Annotated in this window: 18 protein-coding genes; 8 read left to right on the forward strand and 10 right to left on the reverse strand. The window is 57.1% G+C overall.

What is annotated here, in order from left to right:
- Positions 1 to 2 precede the first annotated feature (2 nt).
- The 4 genes from urtD to urtA form a co-directional block, all read right to left on the reverse strand.
- Positions 3 to 764, reverse strand: a complete 762-nt coding sequence (urtD, locus tag ABRP31_RS17405) for an urea ABC transporter ATP-binding protein UrtD (protein ID WP_349969479.1) — start codon at positions 762 to 764, stop codon at positions 3 to 5.
- The gene (urtC, locus tag ABRP31_RS17410) at positions 761 to 1,933 is read right to left on the reverse strand and encodes an urea ABC transporter permease subunit UrtC (RefSeq protein WP_349969480.1); all 1,173 of its coding nucleotides are present in this window, start codon (positions 1,931 to 1,933) and stop codon (positions 761 to 763) included. Before urtC ends, urtD begins: the two co-directional genes overlap by 4 nt.
- A gap of 10 nt (positions 1,934 to 1,943) precedes the next feature.
- A complete protein-coding gene (urtB, locus tag ABRP31_RS17415) occupies positions 1,944 to 2,861 on the reverse strand; it encodes an urea ABC transporter permease subunit UrtB (RefSeq protein WP_349969481.1) in 918 nt (305 codons plus the stop codon).
- Positions 2,862 to 3,011: 150 nt separating this feature from the next.
- Complete coding sequence (gene urtA, locus ABRP31_RS17420; RefSeq protein WP_349969482.1) at positions 3,012 to 4,256, reverse strand: urea ABC transporter substrate-binding protein; 1,245 nt, start codon at positions 4,254 to 4,256, stop codon at positions 3,012 to 3,014.
- Between the two features lie 379 nt (positions 4,257 to 4,635).
- Here urtA and ABRP31_RS17425 point away from each other — a divergent pair, with 379 nt between their 5' ends.
- The gene (locus tag ABRP31_RS17425; RefSeq protein WP_349969483.1) at positions 4,636 to 8,037 is read left to right on the forward strand and encodes an ATP-binding protein; all 3,402 of its coding nucleotides are present in this window, start codon (positions 4,636 to 4,638) and stop codon (positions 8,035 to 8,037) included.
- Positions 8,012 to 8,689, forward strand: a complete 678-nt coding sequence (locus tag ABRP31_RS17430; RefSeq protein ID WP_349969484.1) for a response regulator — start codon at positions 8,012 to 8,014, stop codon at positions 8,687 to 8,689. Before ABRP31_RS17425 ends, ABRP31_RS17430 begins: the two co-directional genes overlap by 26 nt.
- An 18-nt stretch (positions 8,690 to 8,707) precedes the next feature.
- Here the strand turns inward: ABRP31_RS17430 and ABRP31_RS17435 are convergent, their stop codons facing one another.
- The 4 genes from ABRP31_RS17435 to ABRP31_RS17450 all read right to left on the reverse strand — a co-directional run bounded on the left by ABRP31_RS17435 (position 8,708) and on the right by ABRP31_RS17450 (position 15,353).
- Positions 8,708 to 9,898 carry a hypothetical protein gene (locus ABRP31_RS17435; RefSeq protein ID WP_349969485.1) on the reverse strand — a complete coding sequence of 397 codons (1,191 nt, stop codon included), beginning with the start codon at positions 9,896 to 9,898 and terminating at the stop codon, positions 8,708 to 8,710.
- 4 nt (positions 9,899 to 9,902) lie between these two features.
- Complete coding sequence (locus ABRP31_RS17440) at positions 9,903 to 11,084, reverse strand: DUF6708 domain-containing protein (RefSeq protein ID WP_349969486.1); 1,182 nt, start codon at positions 11,082 to 11,084, stop codon at positions 9,903 to 9,905.
- Positions 11,074 to 14,382, reverse strand: a complete 3,309-nt coding sequence (locus ABRP31_RS17445) for a toxin VasX (RefSeq protein WP_349969487.1) — start codon at positions 14,380 to 14,382, stop codon at positions 11,074 to 11,076. Before ABRP31_RS17445 ends, ABRP31_RS17440 begins: the two co-directional genes overlap by 11 nt.
- A 92-nt stretch (positions 14,383 to 14,474) precedes the next feature.
- On the reverse strand, positions 14,475 to 15,353 hold the full coding sequence (locus tag ABRP31_RS17450; protein ID WP_349969488.1) for a DUF4123 domain-containing protein: 879 nt from the start codon (positions 15,351 to 15,353) through the stop codon (positions 14,475 to 14,477).
- Between the two features lie 95 nt (positions 15,354 to 15,448).
- On the opposite strand from ABRP31_RS17450, the gene ABRP31_RS17455 reads away from it, so the two are divergent.
- Complete coding sequence (locus ABRP31_RS17455; protein ID WP_349969593.1) at positions 15,449 to 15,709, forward strand: hypothetical protein; 261 nt, start codon at positions 15,449 to 15,451, stop codon at positions 15,707 to 15,709.
- 133 nt (positions 15,710 to 15,842) lie between these two features.
- Here ABRP31_RS17455 and ABRP31_RS17460 read toward each other — a convergent pair whose 3' ends face one another.
- Positions 15,843 to 16,925: an MBL fold metallo-hydrolase gene (locus ABRP31_RS17460; RefSeq protein WP_349969489.1), complete on the reverse strand. Its 1,083-nt coding sequence runs from the start codon at positions 16,923 to 16,925 to the stop codon at positions 15,843 to 15,845.
- A gap of 186 nt (positions 16,926 to 17,111) precedes the next feature.
- Here ABRP31_RS17460 and ABRP31_RS17465 point away from each other — a divergent pair, with 186 nt between their 5' ends.
- Positions 17,112 to 17,735 (forward strand): TetR/AcrR family transcriptional regulator, encoded by a 624-nt coding sequence (locus ABRP31_RS17465; protein WP_349969490.1) that lies wholly within the window; start codon positions 17,112 to 17,114, stop codon positions 17,733 to 17,735.
- On the opposite strand, the gene ABRP31_RS17470 is transcribed toward ABRP31_RS17465, so the two are convergent.
- Positions 17,732 to 18,409, reverse strand: a complete 678-nt coding sequence (locus ABRP31_RS17470; protein WP_349969492.1) for a DJ-1/PfpI family protein — start codon at positions 18,407 to 18,409, stop codon at positions 17,732 to 17,734. The two genes, ABRP31_RS17465 and ABRP31_RS17470, sit on opposite strands and share 4 nt — an antisense overlap.
- Positions 18,410 to 18,517: 108 nt before the next feature.
- Here ABRP31_RS17470 and ABRP31_RS17475 point away from each other — a divergent pair, with 108 nt between their 5' ends.
- The 4 genes from ABRP31_RS17475 to ABRP31_RS17490 all read left to right on the forward strand — a co-directional run bounded on the left by ABRP31_RS17475 (position 18,518) and on the right by ABRP31_RS17490 (position 23,682).
- Positions 18,518 to 19,501, forward strand: a complete 984-nt coding sequence (locus tag ABRP31_RS17475; RefSeq protein WP_349969493.1) for a GlxA family transcriptional regulator — start codon at positions 18,518 to 18,520, stop codon at positions 19,499 to 19,501.
- A 503-nt stretch (positions 19,502 to 20,004) separates the two neighbouring features.
- Positions 20,005 to 21,354, forward strand: a complete 1,350-nt coding sequence (locus ABRP31_RS17480) for a gluconate:H+ symporter (RefSeq protein ID WP_087265163.1) — start codon at positions 20,005 to 20,007, stop codon at positions 21,352 to 21,354.
- Positions 21,355 to 22,215 carry a MurR/RpiR family transcriptional regulator gene (locus ABRP31_RS17485; RefSeq protein ID WP_349969494.1) on the forward strand — a complete coding sequence of 287 codons (861 nt, stop codon included), beginning with the start codon at positions 21,355 to 21,357 and terminating at the stop codon, positions 22,213 to 22,215.
- Positions 22,216 to 22,218: 3 nt separating this feature from the next.
- A complete protein-coding gene (locus ABRP31_RS17490; protein ID WP_349969495.1) occupies positions 22,219 to 23,682 on the forward strand; it encodes a D-aminoacylase in 1,464 nt (487 codons plus the stop codon).
- The last annotated feature ends 127 nt before the right edge of the window (positions 23,683 to 23,809 follow it).

Genomic DNA, 23,809 nt, shown 5'->3' on the forward strand with positions numbered 1-23,809 from the left:
GATTAGTGGCCCAGATAAACTTCAATGACTTTCGGGTTGGTCTGCACCGACTCCATGCTGCCCTCGGCCAGCACCTTGCCCTGATGCAGCACCGTGACCTTGTGGGCGATGCTTTTGACGAATTCCATGTCGTGCTCGATAACCAGCACCGAACGTCCCTGACTGATGCGATTGAGCAGCTCGGCGGTCTGCGAACGCTCGCTGACGCTCATCCCGGCGACCGGCTCGTCGAGCATCAGCAATTGCGGGTCCTGCATGAGCAACATGCCGATCTCCAGCCACTGCTTCTGGCCGTGGGAGAGCAAGCCCGCCTGCTGCTCAAGCAGATCACCGAGGAAGATGTCCGCCGCGACGTCCCTGACCCGCGCAACCACTTCATCGGAGCGCTTGAAAAACAACGCGCCGAACACCGAACGACCTGCCGGAAAAGACATTTCCAGGTTTTCGAACACGCTCAAATTGTCGTAGATCGACGGGGTCTGGAATTTGCGTCCGACACCGGCGCGAACGATGTCGTACTCGTGCATTTTGGTCAGCTCCCGGCCCTCGAACTGGATGCTGCCGCCCGTAGCGCGGGTCTTGCCGCAGATCAGATCCAGCACAGTGGTCTTGCCCGCACCGTTGGGACCGATCACCACCCGTACTTCATTGCGGTCGATGTACAGATTGAGGTCGTCCACCGCCTTGAAGCCGTCGAATGACACCGTCAGCCCTTCGATCGCCAGCACCGGTTTGTTCATTTGAAAGCCAGTCGGGCTGGTCATGGCTGAGTCTCCAGAGGCGTGACGCTGGCTTTGGGGATGGCCTGAACCGGTGTGATATGCGGCTTTTCAAGCACCGGCGCAGGTTTGCCGCGTACTGCGGCGAGCCATTTGCGGCCATGGCTTTCCCACAAACCGGCCAGACCGTTGGGGAAGTACATGACTACCGCGATGAACAGGCCACCCATCAGGTACAGCCAGAGCTCAGGGAAAGATTCGGAGAAGTAGGTCTTGCCGTAATTGACCAGCAGCGAGCCGTACACAGCGCCAAGCAAGGACATGCGTCCACCCACGGCGGCAAAGATCACCATTTCGATGGAGGGCACGATGCCCACGAAGGACGGCGACATGAAACCCACCTGCAAGGCGAACATCGCCCCGCCAATGGCCGAGAATGCCGCTGCGACGCAGAACACAAAAATCTTGAAACTGGCCACGTCATAGCCGGAAAAACGCACCCGTTCCTCCTTGTCACGCATCGCCATCAGCAGTCGGCCAAGCTTGGAGGCGAGGATGAATTTGCCAATCAGAATACAAGCCAGCAGCAGCCCGGCATTGATGAAGTACAGGGCCAGTTTTGCCCCGTCGCTGCGGATGTCCCAACCCAGCAAGGTCTTCAGGTCGGTGATGCCGTTGACGCCGCCGGTCAGGCCTTGCTGGCCGATGATCAGCACAGTAAGAATCAGCGCGATGGCCTGGGTCACGATGGAGAAATACACATCGCCCACCCGGCGTTTGAACATTGCCAGACCGATCACCAGCGCGAGAATCACCGGCACGCCGATCACCGCAATGACCGTGAATGTAAAGCTGTGAAACGGCACCCACAACCACGGCAGTTCGGTGATCTGGTTCCAGTCCATGAAGTCCGGAATGCCGGGGGTGGACTGGATCTTGGTGCTTTCCGGGTCCGACGCTTCCAGCTTGAGAAACATCGCCATGCAATAACCGCCCAGACCGAAGAACACGCCCTGGCCTAGGCTGAGAATCCCGCCGTAGCCCCAGCACAGCACGAGGCCGACGGCGACGAAGGCGTAGGTCAGGTATTTGCCGACCATGTTCAGCCTGAAGGCGTCCAGCGTCAGCGGAAACACCACCAGAATCAACGTGGCAAGTATCAGTAGCCCCACGACACCCTGCCGACCACCCATTAATTTATTTAGAGCATTCATCAGGCCGCCTCTACTTGCGTACTTTGCTGGAGAACAACCCTTGCGGGCGCATCAGCAGAATCAGGATCACGGCTGACAGGGTCAGGACCTTGGCCATGGAACCGCTCATGAAGAATTCGGAAATCGACTGGGTTTGAGCGATGGCAAACGCCGAGGCAATGGTGCCAAACAGGCTCTGCGCACCACCGAAAACCACCACCAGAAAGGTGTCGACGATGTACAGCGAACCCGCGGTTGGCCCGGTGGAGCCGATGGTGGTGAACGCGGCACCGGCAACCCCGGCGACGCCGCAGCCGAGCGCAAACGTCATGCGATCGACCTTGCGGGTATTGATCCCCACCGCTCGGCTCATGATCCGGTTCTGCACCGTGGCGCGAACGTGCAGCCCCCAACGAGTGCGGTACAGCATCAGAAAAATCGTCGCGGTAAGCACAATGGTCAGGCCCATGACGAACAGGCCGTTGCGGGGAATTTCGATGGCATCGCTGAGGCTCACCGAGCCCATCAGCCATTCAGGCGGCGTAGCGCTGACTTCCCGGGCGCCGAAGATCGAGCGAAAGGCCTGCTGCATCACCAGCGACAACCCCCAGGTGGCGAGCAAAGTATCCAGCGGCCGATGGTACAAACGGCTGATCATCACCGATTCGACAACCCAGCCGATGGCACCGGCCACCACGAACGACAACGCGATGGCGAAGAAAAAGTAGTAAGGCTGCATGGACGGCATGTACTGCAACGTCAGGCTGGACATCACGTAAGTGGTGTACGCACCGATGGTGAGAAATTCACCATGGGCCATGTTGATCACGCCCATCTGGCCAAAAATGATCGCCAGCCCCAAGGCCATCAGCAGCAGTACGCAGAACACGGATAACCCGTTGAACCCCTGCATGGCCGCGATGGCACCAAATTCCGATAGCCATTCCATGATGATGGTCTCCGAGGATTAAAAGCTGTAGGAGCGCGCTTGCCCGCGATCGGCTGCGAAGCAGTCGCAAAAATAGTGAACGCACTACAGCTGGAAGGTCGCTCCGACCTTATCGCGGGCAAGCGCGCTCCTACGGGGTTTCGTCAACTGTTACTGATAACCCTTCGGAAACGGATTCGGCTCGATCAGGTCCGACTCGTAGATCACCTTGAACTGGCCATCGCTCTGTACTTCACCGATGCGGGTCTTGCTCCACAGGTGGTGGTTTTCGTGAACTTTGACGTAGCCTTCAGGCGCGGTTTTCAGCTCGATGCCGGGCGATGCAGCGACTACCTTGTCGATGTCGAAGCTACCGGCCTTCTCAACCGCTGCTTTCCACAACCATGGGCCCAGATAAGCGGCCTGGGTCACGTCGCCCATCACTGAATCCTTGCCGTATTTGGCTTTGAAGGCATCGACGAAGGCTTTGTTGTTGGGGTTATCCAGGCTCTGGAAGTACTTCATGGAGGCGTAGAAGCCCTTCATGTTTTCGCCGCCGATGCCCAGCAATTCGTCTTCGGTGACCGACAGGGTCAGCAGGTTCTGTTTGTCAGCCGTCACACCCGCAGCTTTCATCTGTTTGTAGAAGGCAACGTTGGAGCCACCGACCACGGCGGCGAACACCACGTCAGGCTTTTTCAGCTTGACCTTGTTGATCAACGAACCGAATTGAGTGTTGCCCAGCGGGTAGTAGTCCTCGCCGACCACGGTGCCTTTGAGCACGTTTTCAATGTGTTTACGGGCGATCTTCATGGAGGTGCGCGGCCAGATGTAGTCCGAGCCGATCAGGTAGAAGGTCTTGGCGCCTTTGGTCTTGGCGATCCAGTCAAGGCTCGCAAGAATCTGCTGGGTGGCTTCCTGACCGGTATAAATCACGTTTTTCGACTGTTCCAAGCCTTCATAAAAGGTCGGGTAGTACAGCAGGCCGTTTTCCTTCTCGAACACCGGCAACACCGCTTTGCGCGAGGCCGAGGTCCAGCAACCGAACACCGCGGCAACCTTGTCGCCGACCAGCAGTTTCTTGGCTTTCTCGGCGAAGGTCGGCCAGTCAGACGCGCCGTCTTCCTGCACGACTTTGATCTGCCGACCGAGGATGCCGCCCGAGGCGTTGATCTGCTCGATGGCCAGACGCTCGGCCTGGATCGAACCGGTCTCGGAAATCGCCATGGTGCCGGTAGCCGAGTGCAACTGGCCGACGGTCACTTCGGTGGCGGTCACGGCGAGCCCGGTGGTGTTGGCGTCATCGGCCAGTGCCACTTGCCCGAACACTCCGGCCGCGATCAGCGAAAGCGCAGCAGCGCCCAGCGCCAATCGACGTGGCAAAAATCTTTTGGCGCCTGTCAGTCGTGAATCCATGTTCCCGCTCCTGTGCTTGTGGGTTCGCGGCGATTCCAAAGGGCATCGCAGCGAAGTTGCGGCAAGCATGAGGTCGAAGAACCAAAGCCGGTATACGCACCATGACGTACCGGGCTACGTCATTTGACGTAGGGCCGGATTGCGCAAAAACGAGGATGATTGCGCGCATATGTGCGCCTGGAAACCTTGCGCATATCTCATGTGGGAGCCGGGCTTGCCCGCGACAAGTCAGGACGCGGTTCACGTTGGATCGTATCCAGCTTTATCGCGGGCAAGCCCAGCTCCCACAGGGTCAGCGCCGTGTCAGGAACAACGGAGATTCAACTCACAGGCACGGAAGTTGCTGTCGGCAATTCAATAACCTTTCAGGAAATCGACCGTGCGACCCTCCGGCTCCCAACGCATCGTCAAGGTACGCCGCGATTACAACAGCCTGGTCGCGGACGAGACCATGGAGGACTACGCCTTACGTTTCACCCCTAAGTCCTTTCGCAAATGGTCGGAATTTCGCATCGCCAACACCGCCGTCGGGGCGGTTTCGTTTCTGGCGCTGGAGGCCATCGGCGGTGCGCTGGTGATGAGTTATGGATTCACCAACACGTTATGGGCGATCCTTGCCACGGCGCTGGTGATCTTCCTGACCGGCCTGCCCATCAGCTACTACGCGGCCCGCTACGGCGTGGACATGGATCTGCTGACCCGCGGCGCAGGCTTTGGCTACATCGGCTCGACCATTACTTCGCTGATCTACGCCAGCTTCACCTTCCTGTTCTTTGCCCTTGAAGCGGCGATCATGGCGCTGGCCATCGAGCTGTATTTCCAGATCCCGCTGGCCATGGCTTACGTCATCTGCTCGATCATCGTCATCCCGCTGGTGGCTTACGGCATCACCCTGATCAGCCGTTTGCAGATGTGGTCACAACCGCTGTGGCTGACCTTGTTGCTGGTGCCGTACATCTTCGTCATCTGGAAAAACCCAGAAGCCCTCACCGACCTGACGACCTTTGCCGGGCGCGAAGGCGAAGGCGGCACCTTCAATCTGCTGTTCTTTGGTGCAGCGTTCAGCGTTGCGCTGTCGTTGGTGACGCAAATCGGCGAACAGGTCGACTATTTACGCTTTCTCCCGGAAAAAACCCGCAAGAACCGCAAACGCTGGTGGGCCGCACTGTTGATGGCCGGGCCCGGATGGATCATCCCCGGTGCGCTGAAAATAATGGCTGGCGCCTTTCTGGCCTTCCTCGCCCTGCAACACGAAGTGCCCATCGAGCGCGCCGCTGAACCGACGCAGATGTATCTGGTGGCGTTTCGTTACGTGTTCAGCTCGCCGGAATGGGCCCTGGCGGCCATGGTGCTGTTCGTGATCATTTCCCAGATCAAGATCAACCTGACCAATGCCTACGCCGGTTCTCTGGCCTGGTCGAACTTTTTTGCCCGCGTCACCCACAGTCATCCGGGACGGGTTGTGTGGCTGGTGTTCAACGTCGCCATCGCCCTGATCCTGATGGAGCTGGGAGTATTCGACGCGATCGAGCAAGTGCTCGGCCTGTACGCCAACGTGGCCATTGCCTGGATCGGCACGCTCGTAGCGGATCTGGTGATCAACAAGCCGCTGGGCTTCTCGCCGAAACACATCGAATTCAAACGCGCGCACCTGTATGACATCAACCCCGTCGGCGTCGGCGCCATGTCGATTGCTTCATTGCTGTCGATCAGTGCCCATTTCGGGGCATTCGGCGAACTGGCTCAGGCCGCCCCGCCGCTGATTTCCCTGACCACTGCGTTGATTGCCGCACCGTTGATCGCCTGGTGGACCCAAGGCAAGTACTACATCGCCCGCACCAGCGACCCGCTGCAACTCTTTCCTCTTGGCCAACAAACGAGCCTGCGCTGTGGCTTGTGCAGCAATGAATTCGAAACGCCGGACATGGCTTACTGCCCGGCCTACAGCTCGCCCATCTGCTCGTTGTGCTGTTCGCTGGATGCCCGCTGCGCCGACCAGTGCAAAAGCCGCGCGCGGCTGTCGATGCAGTTCGAAGACGTGATCAGCAAAGTGCTGCCGAAACTGCCGCTGCACTATCTGCATACCCGACTGGCGCAATACCTGGGTCTGTTGACGGTCCTGCTGCTAACCATTTCCGGTGCACTTGCGGTGATCTATGGCCAGGTGTCTCACAGCCTGATTGACCAGTCCCCCGCCGTGCATCACACGCTGTTTCTCGCCTTTCTCAAAGCGTTCTTCACCCTCTGCGTGTTCGCCGGAATTCTGGCCTGGTGGGTAGTGCTGACCCGGGAAAGCCGTCGTGTGGCGCTGGAAGAATCGGACCGCCAGACTTCATTGCTGATGCAGGAAATCGATGCCCACGACAAAACTGATCAGGCCCTGCAAAAAGCCAAGGAAGCCTCGGAGGCAGCCAATGCGGCCAAGAGCCGCTACGTGACCGGCCTGTCTCATGAGCTGCGCACACCGCTGAACAGCATTCTCGGTTTCACCCAGATTCTGCAACGCGATCCTGCAACACCGGGCCATCAGCAGGATCCGCTGGCGACCATCCTGCGCAGCAGTTCGCACTTGCTGTCGTTGATCGACGGCTTACTGGATGTCGCCAAAATCGAGGCAGGCAAACTGCGCCTTGAGCCGTCGGAAATCCTCTTTCAGGAATTCCTTCACGATCTTGAGCAGATGTTTGCCCCGACAGCGCGGGAAAAGGGCCTGACCTTCCGGCTCGATGTGGAGGGGCGCATGCCTGCGGTGGTTCGCGGCGACGAGAAACGCGTGCGGCAAATCCTGATCAATTTGCTGGGCAACGCAGTAAATTTCACCGACAGCGGCGAAGTCTGCCTGCGCGTCAGTTATCGCCGGGAAACGGCGATTTTCGACATCATCGACACCGGAATCGGCATCGCTCCCGAGCAGATCGAGCGGATCTTCCAGCCCTTCGAACGCGGCGGTCTGGTGCGTCAGGACAACGGCGTGGGCCTGGGGTTGACCATCACGCGCATGCTCACCTCGTTGATGGGCGGCGCCTTGTCCGTTACCAGTCAGCCCGACGAAGGCACGCGCTTTCAGGTCCGGCTGTTTCTGTCCGAAGTGCGCGTGCCCAAGGCGGTGATCCATGTGGATCACGACGTCATGGGCTATGAGGGCGAACGACAGCTGATTCTGGTGGTGGATGATCATATCGAGCATCGCAAAGTCATCAGCGGCATGCTCACACCGCTGGGCTTTGAAGTCGCCCAGGCAGCGAATGGTCAGGAAGCAATTCGTCAGGTGTCGCTGCTGCACCCGGACCTGATTCTCATGGATTTATCGATGCCGGACATGGACGGTTGGGAAACCAGCCGCCTGATCCGCCGCAACGCCCTGTCGCTGGCACCGATCATCATCATTTCAGCGAACGCCAACCCGTTTACTGAAGATAAGGAACGCAGCCTGCCTGAGGTCTGCAACGACTATCTCGCCAAGCCGGTACACATCCAGCAACTGCTGGACCGCATTCAGCACCACTTGCAACTGCAATGGTTGCGTCGCCTGCGCTCGGTCTCGGTGGTCAAAGCGCCGTGGACTCTGCCGCCCCGTCAGGACCTGCTGGATCTGTACGAGCTGTGCGGCCTGGGTTATGTGCGTGGCATCCAGGCCAAACTCGATGCCATCGAGCGGGAAAGCATCACCAGCGCCAGCTTCATCGCCGACCTGCGAACCCTTGCCAAGGGCTTTCGTCTGGATGAACTCAGCCTGCAACTGAAGGAGGCCCTCAATGAACGCCCCGATCCAACCCGCTGATAACAGCGTGATCCTGATCGTCGACGACACACCGGACAATCTCGCGTTGCTCTCCGACGCGCTGGACGAAGCCGGCTACATGGTGCTGGTGGCTCTGGACGGCAGCAGCGCTCTAAACCGCATTCAACGCAGGCGCCCGGACCTGATCCTGCTGGACGCCATGATGCCCGGTCTGGACGGCTTCGAAACCTGTCGCCGGATCAAGGCACAGCCGGAAAGCGCTAACATTCCGATCCTGTTCATGACGGCCCTCACCGACAGCGAACATGTGGTCAAAGGCTTCGAAGCCGGGGCCATCGACTACGTGACCAAACCTATCGTCTGCGACGAAGTTCTGGCCCGGGTCGCCTCCCATTTACGCACCGCGCGCATCCTGCAATCTGCCCGCAACGCCTCACAATCCGCCAGCCTGGGCTTCGACGACAAGCCCGCCTACGGCAAACTCTCCAGCCGCTTCCAGCTCACCGAACGAGAAATCGAAGTACTGCGCTGGGTGTCCTGCGGCAAGACCAACAAAGACATCGGCGACATCCTGCAACTCAGCCCGCGCACGGTGAACAAGCACCTGGAACATATCTACATCAAGCTGGGCGTCGAAACCCGGACGGCAGCGACTTCGGTAGCCTTGGCGGCGATGACGGATCGGGTTTGATTGCCAGTAGGTGTCTGTTTACCTGCCCCCGATCAATTGGCAGGCCGAACGGAAGTCCAGCTTGTTCTTTTTCCGGTTCATGGCCTGCTCAACCACTTTTGTCGCGCGTTGCAGTTCCGGGCTGGGTTTGGCCCATTGATCTGGAGGAATAGGCGCTGACCACTCGCGGACTTTTTCCGGGATATACGGAGTGCCCGCTTTATGGCCCCATTCGGCGATCATATAGGGCATTTTCCAGAAGCTGAGTACACGCCAGATGTACCAGCGGCGCAGGGGCCAGCGAGTGCGCGGGGAGAAGCCGATCTCAGCACGGCGCTCATCGCTGAAGCAGCAGTGCAGGCCCCCTTCTTCCTCTTTCAACAGTTTTTCGACTTCCCAGGTATGCAGGCCCTCATAAGGACGAAGCTCATATTCCGTATAGGCGCGACCATGGGAAAGACGTTGCAATACGTCGTATTTATCCTCAGGCACCCCATGCTCCATATATTGCCGAATAGCTTCCCAGGTCCCTATGGCGTGGGCCAGGCTGGGCTTGCCAAGCAACAAAGGCTGTACCATTTCCGTCTCTTCATTTTCCAGCGCAAGACCAAAGGTAAAGAAAACCGTGGCCCCGTATTGGCTAACCACCTCTCCTTGCAACACCCAGGCTGTTACCTTTTCCCAAGGTACTATCAGGACTTCGTGGGTATCGCTGCTGACATAGCAGACTTCTCGACGCTGACGATTGAAGCGTAATGGATACTGTCTTGCTTGTTCTCGGGTTTGGGAGATTGTCGTGTGGACGCAAGTTCCAACCATCAGACATACCCCCGGCAGACAATAGGTCCAGGTAACCTGAAGACCCAAAATTAAAACTCTGGAGAACGTGTTGCTGGGGCTCTCCACTCCAAAAAAATAAATAAAAGTCGCAATCCAGACCGGTATTCCAATCAGAATAATGATTGCAATCCAAATGACCCAGGCAAGCAACTTCGCCTGCCATACCATGCCTCTATTACTTCCACCTACTTGAAGGTATACGTTATTCACCTCCGAGAAATCATGAATACTCGCTGGCAACTGACCGGTATAGACAGGCAAAGGAGCAAGATACAAGGTTTCCTCGATAGCCGTTTTGCATACTTCACCTGCTTTGGGTCGTAAGGTATCTAAGTCATGAGCCGACGGCCGCACAGGTTCTGCTTTACGTTTGAACAGTTTACTGAACATTAAGTCAACTCTTGCTTTCGATCAGCAGGCAAGCAGCGCGAAAGTCCAGCTTGTTCTTTTTCCTGTTCATGGCCTGCTCAACAATTTTTGTAGCTCGTTGCAGTTCCGGGCTGGGTTTGGCCCATTGATCTGGAGGAATAGGCGCTGACCACTCGTGGACTTTTTCCGGGATATACGGAGTGCCCGCTTTATGGCCCCATTCGGCAATCATATAGGGCATTTTCCAGAAGCTGAGTACACGCCAGATATACCAGCGGCGCAGGGGCCAGCGGGTGCGGGGAGCCAGACCGATCTCCGCACGCTCCTCATCGCTGAAGCAGCTGTGCAATCCCCCCATGTCCTCCTTCAGTCGCTTTTCAACTTCCCATGTGTGCAAGCCCTCGTATGGCCGCAACTCATATTCCGTAAGGGCGCGTCCTGGCCATATATCGTGTTGATCCTCGGGCACGCCATGCTCCATGTAATGCCGAATGGCTTCCCAAGTCCCTATGGCGTGGGCTTGGCTGGGTTTGCCAAGCAACAAAGGCTGTACCATTTCCGTCTTTTCATTTTCCAGCGCAAGACCAAAGGTAAAGAAAACCGTGGCCCCGTATTGGCTAACCATCTCTCCTTGCGACACCCAGGCGGTTACCTTTTCCCAAGGCACTATCAGGACTTCGTGGGTATCGCTGCTGACATAGCAGACTTCTCGACGCTGACGATTAAAGCGTAATGGGTACTGTCTTGCTTGTTCTCGGGTTTGGGAAATTATGGTATGGACAAAAATCCCAACCATTAGACATACCCCCGGCAGATAATATGTCCAAACAACTTTAAGCCCTAAAATTAAAATTCTGGAAAACGTGTTACTGGCACTCTCCACCCCAAAAAAATGAACAAACGTCGCAATCCAGACAGGCATTCCAATCAGAATAATGATTGCAATCCAAATGACCCAGGCAAGCAACTTCGCCTGCCATACCATGCCTCCATTACTTCCACCTACTTGAAGATATACGTCGTTCACTTCCGAGAAATCATGAGTACTCACCGGCAACTGACCGGTATAAACAGGCAAAGGAGCCAGATACAGGGTTTCCTCGAAAGCCGTCTTGCGTATTTCTCCTACTTTGGGTCGCAAGGTATCTAAGTCATTAGCAACTGGCGGCACGCGGTCGGCTTCGCGCTTAAACAGCTTACTGAGCATCAGGCTTCACCAGATCAATGCCCCTAAGCAGCCACGGCGCGGAGGGTTTAAGTTGCATCGACTCCTCTGTTTCTGCCTTGTACGCGAAAGTGCCGATTCGCTCCTGCCAACGATCCTCGATCAACCTGCGATGCAAATCCACCACGTAAAAGGTAGAGCGGTGACTGATAGTGCGGTGCTCTTCAAGGTCATAGCTGACCGCCAGGGCCAGCCCGAAGTGGTCCGTCATCAAGGGGCGCAGATCCAGACACAAAACAAGCGCCGCATCAGGACGATCAACACGCCTCAGCTGGCTTACCAATACCTCGGTACATTTCGACCAATAAACAGGATTTTGCAGCCCCCGTGAAAGGCCCGGATCCCTCTGGCGCTGATGAGCTTCGATCCACACGTTGCGACGCTCCAGGTCCGCACTGCGGATGCCTGGAAAGGTCAGCCGCAGCTCGACACTGTGCCGGGTACGCACCAATTCGCATAAGGGCTGCTGAACGATCCCGGCCAGTTTCCCCCAGCTCTCGTCCAGACTCAGACCGAGATTCTCCCGTCCCCAGATGCTGCCTCTGACCCACTTTTTCAGTGAGTCGAGATTGAAGTAGTTGTACAACGCCTCCCCTGAAAGCTGAAGGCCGGTGGCAGCGATACCGATCAGATTTGCTCTGGCGGCAATGCCGACCAGCGAGGAACTGTGTTGTGCCCAGGCTAGCGCACGTAACTTCGCAGGCTCGCGCATGATTTTTCGAGTTATAGATGCGGTGTGTTTAAGCGCCCACCCATTCGTATTAACTAATACCACGTCCCCACTCATTTGCAACGAGGTCGCAGCAAGTTTTTTGCCGTCACCTTCTGCCAATGCGTTTGCCCATTGTTTAGTATGCTTACCGAAATCGGCAGATGCGGCAGCCAGCCCTAAGCCAAAAGCGCCCAAACCAGTGAATGCAGACCACTGACCCAAGCGACCCATAGTATCCAGCTTGCCACTTGCACTGTACCTTTGGCTGATATGTGCTTGCAGCACGTTAATCGATATACCTTGAATCGCTGCAAAACCAGCAGATGACATGGTAATCCCTGCATCTGTTAAATCAATTAGGTCTCTCCACCCGAGGTCTTCTTTCGATGAGATCTTTGAATAAACCTCAATAAATTTAATTGTTTGAATCAAAAACAGCACCGCTGCAATCTGATCCCCCTTCGACGTCAACAACCCACGTATCGGCTCCTTAAAGGTCCCAGTCCTTCGATAGTCGCTTACAGTACGCTGCATCTCCTCCAAAAGTTGGGGGTCCATATTTCCGAGCACCAGCCCGAACTTCCCTGCACCACCACCGGGGGTCAATGCCAGACTCAGGCGCTCCTCAATAGGGGCCAGTTGATACTGGAGAGCACCAATATGCTCGTTAATACGCATGCGATAGCCCAACGGATCTGCGTCATTAGTTTTGTACTTGAGCAGTTCGCGACGTTCTTTATAAAGTCCTTTAAGCTCATCACGCAGCGTCAAGGCTGCCTTACGATCTCGATTGAATTGCCCGTATTCAGCATCCGAGGCAATACGCAACTGCAGCCCGCTTGTAGCGTAAGCGCTGATTAGGCGAAGTCGCGCCGCAGTACCAATATTGCGAATAAAGCTATTAGGATCTATTGGCTGGCTGTTGCGAAATTGCTGCTTGATAAGATCAAGCTCATGAGCCTGTTGCATCTGTGAGGCCGGATCATAAGCATTCCCCAACAAGCTTCTCAAACCCGTGAATTGAGTATTCAGATTGTCGAAGTCAGGCAACCTCTGACGCATCAGGCTGTTGAACTGATTGGCCAGTAAATCCATGTCGCGAACCACCGCCGGAGCGTCGCTGAGTTTGATGCTGAAGTTACTCAGCTCGGCGAGCTTTTTCTGCACGTCGGTTTGGTCTGCCAGATTCAAGGTGTCGAGACCCGGAATCTGGACCAGCGGGTTTTTCTCCAGATAGTCATGCAGTTGCCGAACGGACGCCTCATCGTCACAGATCGCCGCCACGCAGTTGAACTCTCGCTCCAACCGATGCTGAATCTGCTCGCTTTGGTTGAAATCGTAATACCAGGCAGCACGGTGAAAATGACCTTCGATAATCATTTTCAGGCGGTCGGCACGGACACGCTTGAGCTGGCCGTGCCAATGGCTCAGTAATGCCTGTTGCTTGAGCATGAAGCGTTGCATCGCCTCACGATGCACCAGTTGATCAATGCCCCGCTCGCCGATTTCCTTGCCACCCAGCGCATGCCAGGTATCCACTTCAAGGTCGTTGATTGCCGGACGATGAGTTTCCCAACGCGATTGTCCGAGAGTGTCGAGGAGTTCAACTGTGGCCTTGGCCAGCGGGTTGTTTTGCGCCTGATAGCGCCAGCTTTGCTCGTCACCGAAGATTGCCGGACCGCGATAGTCGCGCTTCACACGCAGGTATTCGTAGAGCTTTTCCCGCTCGGCGTCGTCGGTATCGTCGATGAGTGCTTCGTAGCGCGGGTCTGTACTACCCAGCTTTTCCAGGCGTTTCTGATTCACCTCATACATGGCCTGGACGTAAGCACCTGTCAGGTATTGATGCTGAGTGTTTTCATCCTCGCTCCACTGGCCGATCCAGTCAGCCAGTTTGAGTTGTGCCGCAGCCAGATCGAGCATGATGCCGATATCATCACGAACCACCAGAAACAGAAAATCATGTTTGTGTGCTGCATTGACCTGGCTTGTCAGTTCTTCAATCCAGGTGCTGCGAAACAATGCCTCATGCTCCCAACTGTAAGGGATGCTCTCCTGCGCGTTTGCGCCATCAGGCAAGTCTTGATTGGGCAAGGTTTCAGCAGTTTCGGCGAGCCATTGGCGTGCCTGCTTTTCATTCAGTAGATGTTTTCCCACATCTGCGCATTGCACCTTTTCAAGGCTGACGCGTTGCATGAAGTGTTCTCGCTCAGGCAATTGACCGATAACCTGAGAACATTTGTATGCCGTCCATTGAAACTCTGAATACGCTACATACAGGGTGCTGTGCCTAGGGAATACCAACTCGGGTTCGCCGATCGAGTGAGTCCGGATATCAGCGCTGACCTCTGCTCCTTTCCATAGAAGTTTGCTTAGCGAGCCTTGTTCTATTCGGTATTCATGCAGGTAGCCGCTGGAGTCATCGACGATATACAGGTAGCCGTCGCGTAGCAGGCGTATACCGGTTTGTCGGCTTTGCAAGTGGTGCGGTATAGAAAAGCTTCGGGGTGGCTGCAGGTTTTCCACAAGGCCGTACCGAAGAGGCAAAAACTGGAGGGTAGGCTTCATCAATGGGCACATGCCGCCCGCGTCAAGTTCATCGACGTGTTGCGCGTTGGCCGTCAGGTTTGCCAGATGACCACGAGGGGTCTGAAGGTCAGTCATTGGGTACTCCGCTGCGCCGCCAGGGTGGCTGCTCGATGGACACGTTGATGGGGTGTCAGGTCAGATTTTCTGTTCAGCAGCTCCACGATATCCGGATGGGATTGAAGCCCTTCATCGCCCAAAAAGCCGAAAACATTGGCGTACAGCCATATTTCCCGTCGGGCCCGAAAGCCGCGTTCAACGGCTGATTTAACAAGCTGGTGAATACGTTCCAGACGTTGTTCCGTAGGTAAGTCAGCCAGGTAATCCGGGAAGAAGCGGCTCATATGCACATAGAGCTGATTCACAGACATTCGATAGGCAACCGTCTGGAGGGCAGCCCATTGCTCGTCGTTGGGTCTGAACGACTCAAAAGGCCTTAATAGCGGTTTGTCTCCCGGACGCTGATATTGCCGCCATCCCGATACGGGATATTGACTGACCAATACTGTCTCGCAGGGTCCGAAAAGCTCCACGTCCGGTTGATGTTCCGGTGCGAACAGCGCATGGGCTACGTCAGGAGAGGAAATACGCAAATACATATCGTCATGCTGTGCTGGACGGAAGCTGGTCAACCAGCGCATGTGGGCCAGCAGTTCGTCCCACGAGCCATCACTGACAAGCAGGTATCCCCAGCTACCGGCTGTGTTGGCCAGAAACTGCTGAAGTACCGGGTTCTGATCATCGCGTATGCGAACGAGACAAGGGGAAAGCCGACTGATACTCGCCCATCGAGTACCGTTGTAGAGCACATGAGCTTCCGGGGCCGGGGACCACTCATACAGACGGCGAACGAGGTTTTCGACCTGAATGGCATCCAGAAGGAGGCCGACAGGCTTATCCCACGTGAAGTCATCCGGCAGCGAAATGGCGGACGTCACTGACTGACCGTGCATGGCAAATCCTTGGCCAAAGAAAGCGCGGACTTTGCCGTTGGATGACTCAATAGTCAGTCGGGAATGTAGGAGAGATGTTGTGGGATATTTCGGATATGAACGAAGGCTCTATCTCGATACACCAGCACGTTCGTAAAACATTTCGAATTTTTAGCCGGTTGTCGTTGCCCAATCTCTATCAACAACAAACAAGAGATGCCGTGATGACCGAGAAAGCGAAAGACCAGGAATCGAACCGCGAAGACCTCGACCACAAACCGGAAAATGCCGGAAAGATTGGCGAGAAGAATAAGCAGATGAATGAGAAAGGCGAGCAACCGAGACCGGGCACACCTGCGGATCCCAAGCAGGGCTGAGGGTATTACCGGTGATCTCATGTGGGAGCGGTGCTTGCCCGCGATAATTTGCAAACCCAATCGCGGGCCAGCACCGCTCCCACAGGCCCCCGCGCGTAGTCAGTGGCAGTGAGTTCGCCTGCACAGGCAGGCGTCAAGCATTGCGCCGCACGTACTGAAAACGTCGGTTTTCTTCCAGCGGCACTTCCCGCACACCTTCCATGCCCAGCCACCAGGCATTGCCGCGACACGGGTATTGCACGTAAAACGGCTGTCCCATTTGTGGCGTGGTGATTGAGACATTCCGCTCCCAGGCCAACGCGATGATGCGGTCAAAGGGCTCGTGCCAGGCATGCATGGCCAGGTCAAAGGTGCCGTTATGGATCGGCAGCAGCCAGCGCCCGCGCAGGTCAATGTGCGCTTGCAGGGTTTCTTCTGGTTGCATGTGCACGTCGGGCCAGTCGACGTTGTAGGCACCGGTTTCCATCAAGGTGAGGTCAAACGGACCGTACTGCTCACCAATGGTTTTGAAGCCGTCGAAGTAACCAGTATCGCCGCTGAAGAAGATCCGTTGATGTTCATCGTGCATGACCCAGGACGCCCACAGGCTGCGATTGCGGTCCAGCAGCGTACGGCCGGAGAAGTGTTGCGAGGGCGTAGCCACAAACTGCATGCCATGTACTTCAGTGGACTGCCACCAATCCAGTTGCTGAATCTTGTGCGCGGGCACGCCCCACTCCATCAACGTATCCCCCACACCCAACGGCGTCAGGAAGTGCTCGGTCTTTGCTTCCAGCGCCTTGATCGCCATGTGGTCGAGATGATCGTAGTGGTTATGGGACAGAATCACTGCCTTGATCGGCGGCAGTTCTTCCAGGCTTACAGGCGGCTGATGGAAGCGCTGCGGCCCAGCCCATTGCACCGGCGAAGCACGCTCGGCAAAGACAGGATCAGTCAGCCAGAACACCCCGCGCATTTTCAGCAAAACCGTGGAATGCCCAAGGCGGTAGACCGTGTAGTCAGGCGCAGCCAGAAGCTGTTGACGCGACAATGATTGCACTGGAATTTCCCCCGAGGGACGTGTGACCGATGGTTTCTTGAAGGCCATGTTCCAGAAAATCCCCAGCGTTTTGAAAAAGCCCATACGACTCATAGGCACGGGGTTGCGATAACGCCCCTCGTGCTTCTGCAGGGTTGGTAATGGCTGAGCTGACGAATTTTCTGTGGTCTTTGACATGGTCTGCTGACTCCGGGAGTTTGCCGCGCTGCTCATCATCGCCTCCGCTTTGCAATAGCGGAAAAGGAAGATAATGTGTAACCTAGTTTTACACTACACAGTGTAGTTTTAAGCTTGCATCATCATTGATGACAAGTAAACTGCCGGGTGTACTTTTTATCAAAACACTTGTTTGAAGCGAGACCTATGACTGCTCCCCTGCGACTCACCGACCGAAAACGCGAAGCTATCGTGCTGGCAGCCATTGCCGAGTTCCGCGAGACCGGGTTTGAAGTGACCAGCATGGACCGCATTGCCGCACGGGCGGAGGTTTCCAAACGCACGGTCTACAACCATTTCCCGAGCAAGGAAGAACTGTTCGCGGAAATCCTTCAGCGCCTCTGGTGCCGTATTGGCGAGATTGCGGATTCAATCTATCGGCCCGGCGTGACACTGCGTCATCAGTTGCGCAGTATGTTGCAGGCAAAAATGCAGACCCTTTCTGATCCTAATTGCCTTGATCTGGCCCGGGTTGCGCTGGGTGCAACGATCCACTCACCCGAACGCGCGCAAGCCTGGCTGGCGCGTCTGGATGAACGCGAAGAAACCTTTGCCGCATGGATCCGCGCTGCCCAGGCCGACGGCCGTCTCAAGCCTGCCGACCCAACCTTCGCCGCCACGCAGATGCATGGTCTGCTCAAGGGCTTCGCGTTCTGGCCTCAGGTGACTTTCAACAAGCCGGTACTGAGTGCCCAAGATCAAACCCGTGTCATCGAGTCGACACTCGACATGTTCCTCGGCTGGTATGAAGTTCCTGCCGTAAACCCCTAAGACTTCGCCACCCGTCGCGCCACGATCTCGCGGCGTTGCGCGATGGACTCCCGGAGTCGCTCGCTGGCCAATGCCAGGACTTCGGCGGGTGCGGTTGAGGGGTGGCCTGCATGGAAAGGCGGCGCAGGGGCATATTCCAGTTGCAGCTGCACGGTCTGCGCCTGCACCGCTCCGAACATTTCGCTTACCAGCGTCAAGGCGAAATCAATTCCCGCCGTCACACCGCCACCCGTCATCAGGTTGCCATCGCGGACCACGCGTTCATGCACGGCGATTGCACCGAAACTCTCCAGCAATTCATGCGAGGCCCAATGAGTGGTCGCTTGCTTGCCCTTCAACAACCCGGCCGCGCCAAGCACCAATGCACCGGTGCAGACCGAGGTCAGGTATTTCACGGTCGGCGCCTGCTCGCGGATGAAAGCCAGGGTTTGTTCGTCCTCCAGCAGGGTGTCGATGCCCTGCCCGCCCGGAATACACAACACGTCCAGTGGCGGGCAAGCAGCAAAGGTCTGAGTCGGTTTGAGTTGCAGGCCGGTGCTGGAATACAAAGGTTCGATGTCCTTCCAGATCAAATGCACGGTCACACCGGGTGTTGAGGCAAACACGTCGTAAGGACCGGTCAGGTCCAGTTGTTGCACTTTGGGAAATACGAGCAAGCCGATGTGCAGGGTCATATGGAGTTCGCTTGAGGTTGAGGTAGACGCAACAACTCTAGCGGTTTAGCCTTTGGCGCATTCGCCATATACCCCTCTTTTTACGCCAACGGTTTGCGGATCACGCTCATGACCGATCAACCCAGATCCGTGCACATTCTTGCGTTTCCAAATGTTCAGGTCCTCGACGTCTGCGGCCCTTTGCAGGTCTTTGCATCGGCTAACGTGCAAGCCCGGCAACAAGGCTTGCCGTTGCCCTACCAGGTGAAGGTCATCGCGGCGCAGGATCAGGCGGTAGAGTCGTCCGCCGGATTGGGCTTGCTGACCTGGCCTTTGCCGCTGGCCAGTGAACCCAGCGACACGTTGATCGTGGCGGGAGGCCGCGGTGTGCAAGTAGCGGCCAGCGATCCTGAGCTGGTGCGCTGGCTGCACGAACGAGCCCGCGCTGCCAGACGCGTGGCCTCGGTGTGCAGTGGCGCGTTTCTGCTGGCCGCGACCGGCTTGCTCGACGGCCGCCGCGTGGTGACCCATTGGCACAGTTGCGAGGCGCTGGCCCGGCAATATCCAGCGTTACGGGTCGATCCCGATCCGATCTTCATCAACGACCATGGTTACTGGACCTCAGCCGGTGTTACAGCAGGCATTGATCTGGCCTTGGCACTGGTCGAAGAGGATCTGGGCCACGCCATGGCACTGGCCGTGGCGCGCGATCTGGTGGTGTTCCTCAAGCGGCCGGGCGGCCAGTCGCAATTCAGCGCAACCCTGTCAATGCAGCAGGCCAGCGCCGCTGACGATGGACGTTTTTCCGATCTGCATGGCTGGATTATCGAGAACCTGACCAGCGACCTCAGTGTTACCGCTCTGGCTACAAAGGTGGGTATGAGCGAACGTAGTTTCGTCCGCCACTACCGCACACAGACCGGCATTACCCCGGCCAAGGCCATCGAACAATTGCGGGTCGAAGCGGCCCGGCGGTTATTGGCGGACAGCACACAGCCGATCAAACGCGTTGCGGCGCGGTGTGGGTTTGGCAGCGAGGAGACCTTGCGGCGTAGCTTCTTGCGCGGATTGGGAGTGACACCGATGGCTTATCGGGAGCGGTTTAGCGAGTAGGTAAAACATTTGTGTACCTAAATTTTTAGGAGCTCACCGAGGTTACGAGGCCAGCGATGGCGGAGTGTCAGACAAAATCGCTATCGCTGGCCTCGTAACCTCGGTGAGCTCCTACAGGGTTTGGGTCAACTCAGAAAACTACTTTTGTTTGATAAAAACCAAGCTTGCCAGGGATGAGGACGCCGCAGGTTTCAGGCAAATCATGCCTGGCCTGATCGCGAGCAAGCTCTGCTCCCACAAGTATCTACGCCAGAAAACAAACCGCACCATAGAAAACTATTTTCATGTATTGATTTCTGTTTTTGATTTCGTGTAATTTAATTTCATCACGAAAACAGAGATAACAATAATGACTGCCTGTGATCGCCGTTGCTCTCCCCTTGCTCCAGCGTGCAAATCTTTAGCGATACCTCTGCCGAGTTTTTCCGGAACGCCTCCTCACTGACGGTTTATCCCGCCCGTGCTGAGCCATTCGACTTCCATTCTCTGCAAGGAACCGCCCTATGCCGCCGTCCGCTGGTCTTTCGCTGTTGGTTTACGCTGCCGTCGCGATCATTGCGTTGATCGTTCTGATTGCGCGTTACCGCCTTAACCCGTTCATTGTCATCACTCTGATTTCCGTCGGCCTGGCGCTGGTCGCGGGCATGCCCGCCAGTGGCGTGGTCGCGTCCTATGAGGCCGGGGTCGGCAAAACCCTTGGGCACATTGCTCTGGTCGTCGCACTGGGGACGATGCTTGGCAAGATGATGGCCGAATCCGGTGGCGCCGAGCAGGTTGCGCGGACCTTGATCGACCGCTTTGGTGAGCGTAACGCGCACTGGGCGATGGTCTGCATTGCCTTCCTGGTGGGCCTGCCGCTGTTCTTCGAAGTTGGCTTCGTATTGCTGGTGCCGATTGCCTTCACCGTGGCGCGTCGGGTTGGCGTTTCGATCCTCATGGTCGGCTTGCCGATGGTCGCTGGTCTCTCTGTCGTGCATGCGCTCGTGCCGCCGCACCCGGCAGCGATGCTGGCGGTTCAGGCCTATCAGGCGTCGGTCGGACAAACCCTGTTCTATGCCATTCTGATCGGCATTCCTACCGCGATCATCGCCGGTCCGCTGTACGCAAAGTTCATTGTGCCGCGCATTCAACTGCCCGCCGAGAACCCGCTAGGCAAGCAGTTCCTGGACCGTGAACCGCGTCAGAAACTGCCAAGCTTCGGCCTGACCATGACCACGATTCTGCTGCCCGTGGTCCTCATGCTGCTGGGCGGCTGGGCTAACCTGATCAGCACCCCGGGCAGTGGCTTCAACAGTTTTCTGCTGTTCATTGGCAACTCGGTGATCGCCCTGCTGCTGGCCACCTTGCTAAGCTTCTGGACACTGGGCATCGCCCAAGGCTTCAACCGCGACTCGATCCTGAAATTCACCAACGAATGCCTGGCCCCTACTGCGAGCATCACCTTGTTGGTGGGCGCTGGCGGTGGCTTGAACCGGATTCTGATCGACAGCGGCGTGACCAACGAAATCGTTGGCCTGGCTCAGCAATTTCACCTGTCGCCGCTGCTCATGGGCTGGCTGTTCGCCGCGCTGATGCGGGTTGCTACCGGTTCGGCGACGGTGGCCATGACCACCGCTTCCGGTATCGTTGCCCCCGTTGCGCTGGGCCTTGGCTACCCGCATCCGGAGTTGCTGGTGCTGGCAACAGGCGCAGGCTCGGTGATCTTTTCCCACGTCAACGACGGCGGTTTCTGGCTTATCAAGGAGTACTTCAACATGACCGTGGCACAAACCTTCAAAACCTGGACGGTGCTGGAGACGTTGATTTCCGTTGTGGCGTTCGCCCTGACGCTGGGCCTGGCCCAGGTGCTCTGAGTGGATATCCTTTACCAGATCCGCGCGCGCCAGGACTCCCTCAGCGCAGGCGAAAGCCGGATTGCCAGACTGATTCTCAGCGACGTGGCATTTGCCGCCAGTGCCAGCCTCGATGAGCTGGCCAGCCAGGCGCAAGTCAGTAGCGCAACCCTGTCGCGTTTCGCACGCAACATCGGTTGCCGGGACCTGCGCGACCTGCGCCTGCAACTGGCTCAGGCCAGTACGGTAGGAAATCGTTTCCTCAACCCGGAACAGGCCCCCGAGCAGTCGGCGTTTTTCACTCAGATCGTTGGCGATATCGAATCCACCCTGCGTCAGCATCTGTCCGGCTTTGACGAGTCGCGCTTTACCGCGGCTATCGAACTGCTCGGCAAGGCACGGATGATTCATGCGTTTGGCATGGGTGGCTGTTCCAGCCTGTGCAGCGAAGAGTTACAAACACGCCTGGTGCGCCTTGGGTATCCCATCGCCGCCAGTCGTGACCCGGTGATGATGCGCCTGATCGCCGCAACGCTTGGCCCGGAAAACAGCCTGATTGCCTGCTCACTCAGCGGTCGCACTCCGGAACTGCTGGACGCCGTCAAGCTGGCCAGCAGCTACGGCACGAAGATTCTCGCCATCACGCTGCCCGACTCACCGCTAGGTCAACTCGCCGACGTGGTGCTGCCGCTGCAGATTGCCGAAACCAATTTCATCTACAAACCCACGGCAGCGCGCTACGGCATGCTGCTGACCATCGACGTGCTTGCGACTGAACTGGCCCTGCTCGCCCCTGAGGAAAATCAGGAACGACTGCGGCGCATCAAACTCGCCCTCGATGACTATCGCGGCGGTGAAGACGGCTTGCCGCTTGGAGATTGAACCATGCTTTATGACCTGATCATTCGCGATGCGCTGGTGATCGATGGCAGCGATATTCCCGGCTTCCGCGCTGACGTGGCGATTTACGAAGGTCGCATCCAGCGTGTCGGCGACCTCGACGGCGTGCAGGCGAAAGAAAAAGTCAACGCGGCGGGCCGTGTTCTGGCGCCGGGTTTCATTGATGTACACACCCACGATGACACGGTAGTGATTCGTCATCCGCAGATGCTGCCCAAGATAAGCCAAGGGGTGACGACGGTGATCGTCGGTAACTGCGGAATCAGCGCTTCGCCGGTTGCTCTGGCCGGTGATCCGCCTGATCCGATGAATCTGCTGGGCAACGCTGCGGCGTTCGTTTACCCGCGCTTTGGCGACTATCGAAGTGCTGTCGACAAGGCGCGCCCAGCGGTCAATGTCGCCGCACTGATCGGCCATACTGCGTTGCGTAGCAATCACATGGACGATCTTCAGCGCACCGCCACCCCGGACGAAATCAGCGCCATGCGCGAACAATTGCGCGACAGCCTTGAAGCGGGTGCGCTGGGGCTGTCCACCGGTCTCGCGTACGCTTCTGCGTTCTCGGCAGAAACCACCGAGGTCAAGCAACTGGCCGAGGAATTGACTGCGTTCGGCGCGGTATATACCACCCACTTACGCAGCGAATTCGAGCCGGTACTGGAGGCCATGGACGAAGCGTTCGATATCGGTCGCCACGCAAAATCGCCCGTGGTGATTTCCCACATGAAATGCGCAGGCGCTGGTAACTGGGGACGCAGCCCGCAACTGCTCGCGGCCCTGGAAAAAGCCGCTCAGGATCATCCAGTAGGCTGCGACTGTTACCCCTACGCAGCCAGCTCTTCGACTCTGGATCTCAAGCAGGTGACTGACGCGTTCCGCATCACAATTACCTGGTCAACACCGCACCCGGATCAGAGTGGCCGCGACTTGAAAGACATTGCTGCTGACTGGCAACTGTCGCTGCTGGATACCGCCCGCAAACTGCAACCGGCGGGCGCGGTGTATTACGGCATGGATGAGAAGGACGTCGAGCGGATCATGAGTCATCCACTGGCTATGATCGGCTCTGACGGGCTGCCCGAGGATCCGTTTCCGCATCCACGACTCTGGGGTGCATTCCCCCGTGTGCTTGGGCATTTCAGTCGCGATCTGGGCCTGTTTCCGCTGCACACCGCCGTGCACAAGATGACCGGGTTATCGGCAGCGCGCTTTGCCTTGCACGAACGAGGCTTGATTCGCGAGGGGTACTGGGCAGATCTGGTGTTGTTCAACCCGCACACGGTGCGTGATGTGGCGGATTTCAAGGACCCGAAACGCGCCGCCGAAGGCATCGACGGGGTGTGGGTCAACGGGCAATTGAGCTATGCCGAAGGCAAGGCGCGCGGCGAGCGGCAAGGGAAGTTTTTGCCACGCAGTGGCTCGCTGGTGGCGGGGTTCGCCACAAAGTAGAAGCTAAACCGCAAGGTAAAACCTGTAGGAGCTGCCGAAGGCTGCGATGGCTGAGTGTCAGGGCAAATGCTTCGCAGCCTTCGGCAGCTCCTACAGGAAGTGCATTTCAATTTAGCGGTTGCAGGTT

The organism is Pseudomonas caspiana (genome assembly GCF_040224095.2).
In the GTDB taxonomy this organism is placed as follows: Bacteria; Pseudomonadota; Gammaproteobacteria; order Pseudomonadales; family Pseudomonadaceae; genus Aquipseudomonas; species Aquipseudomonas caspiana.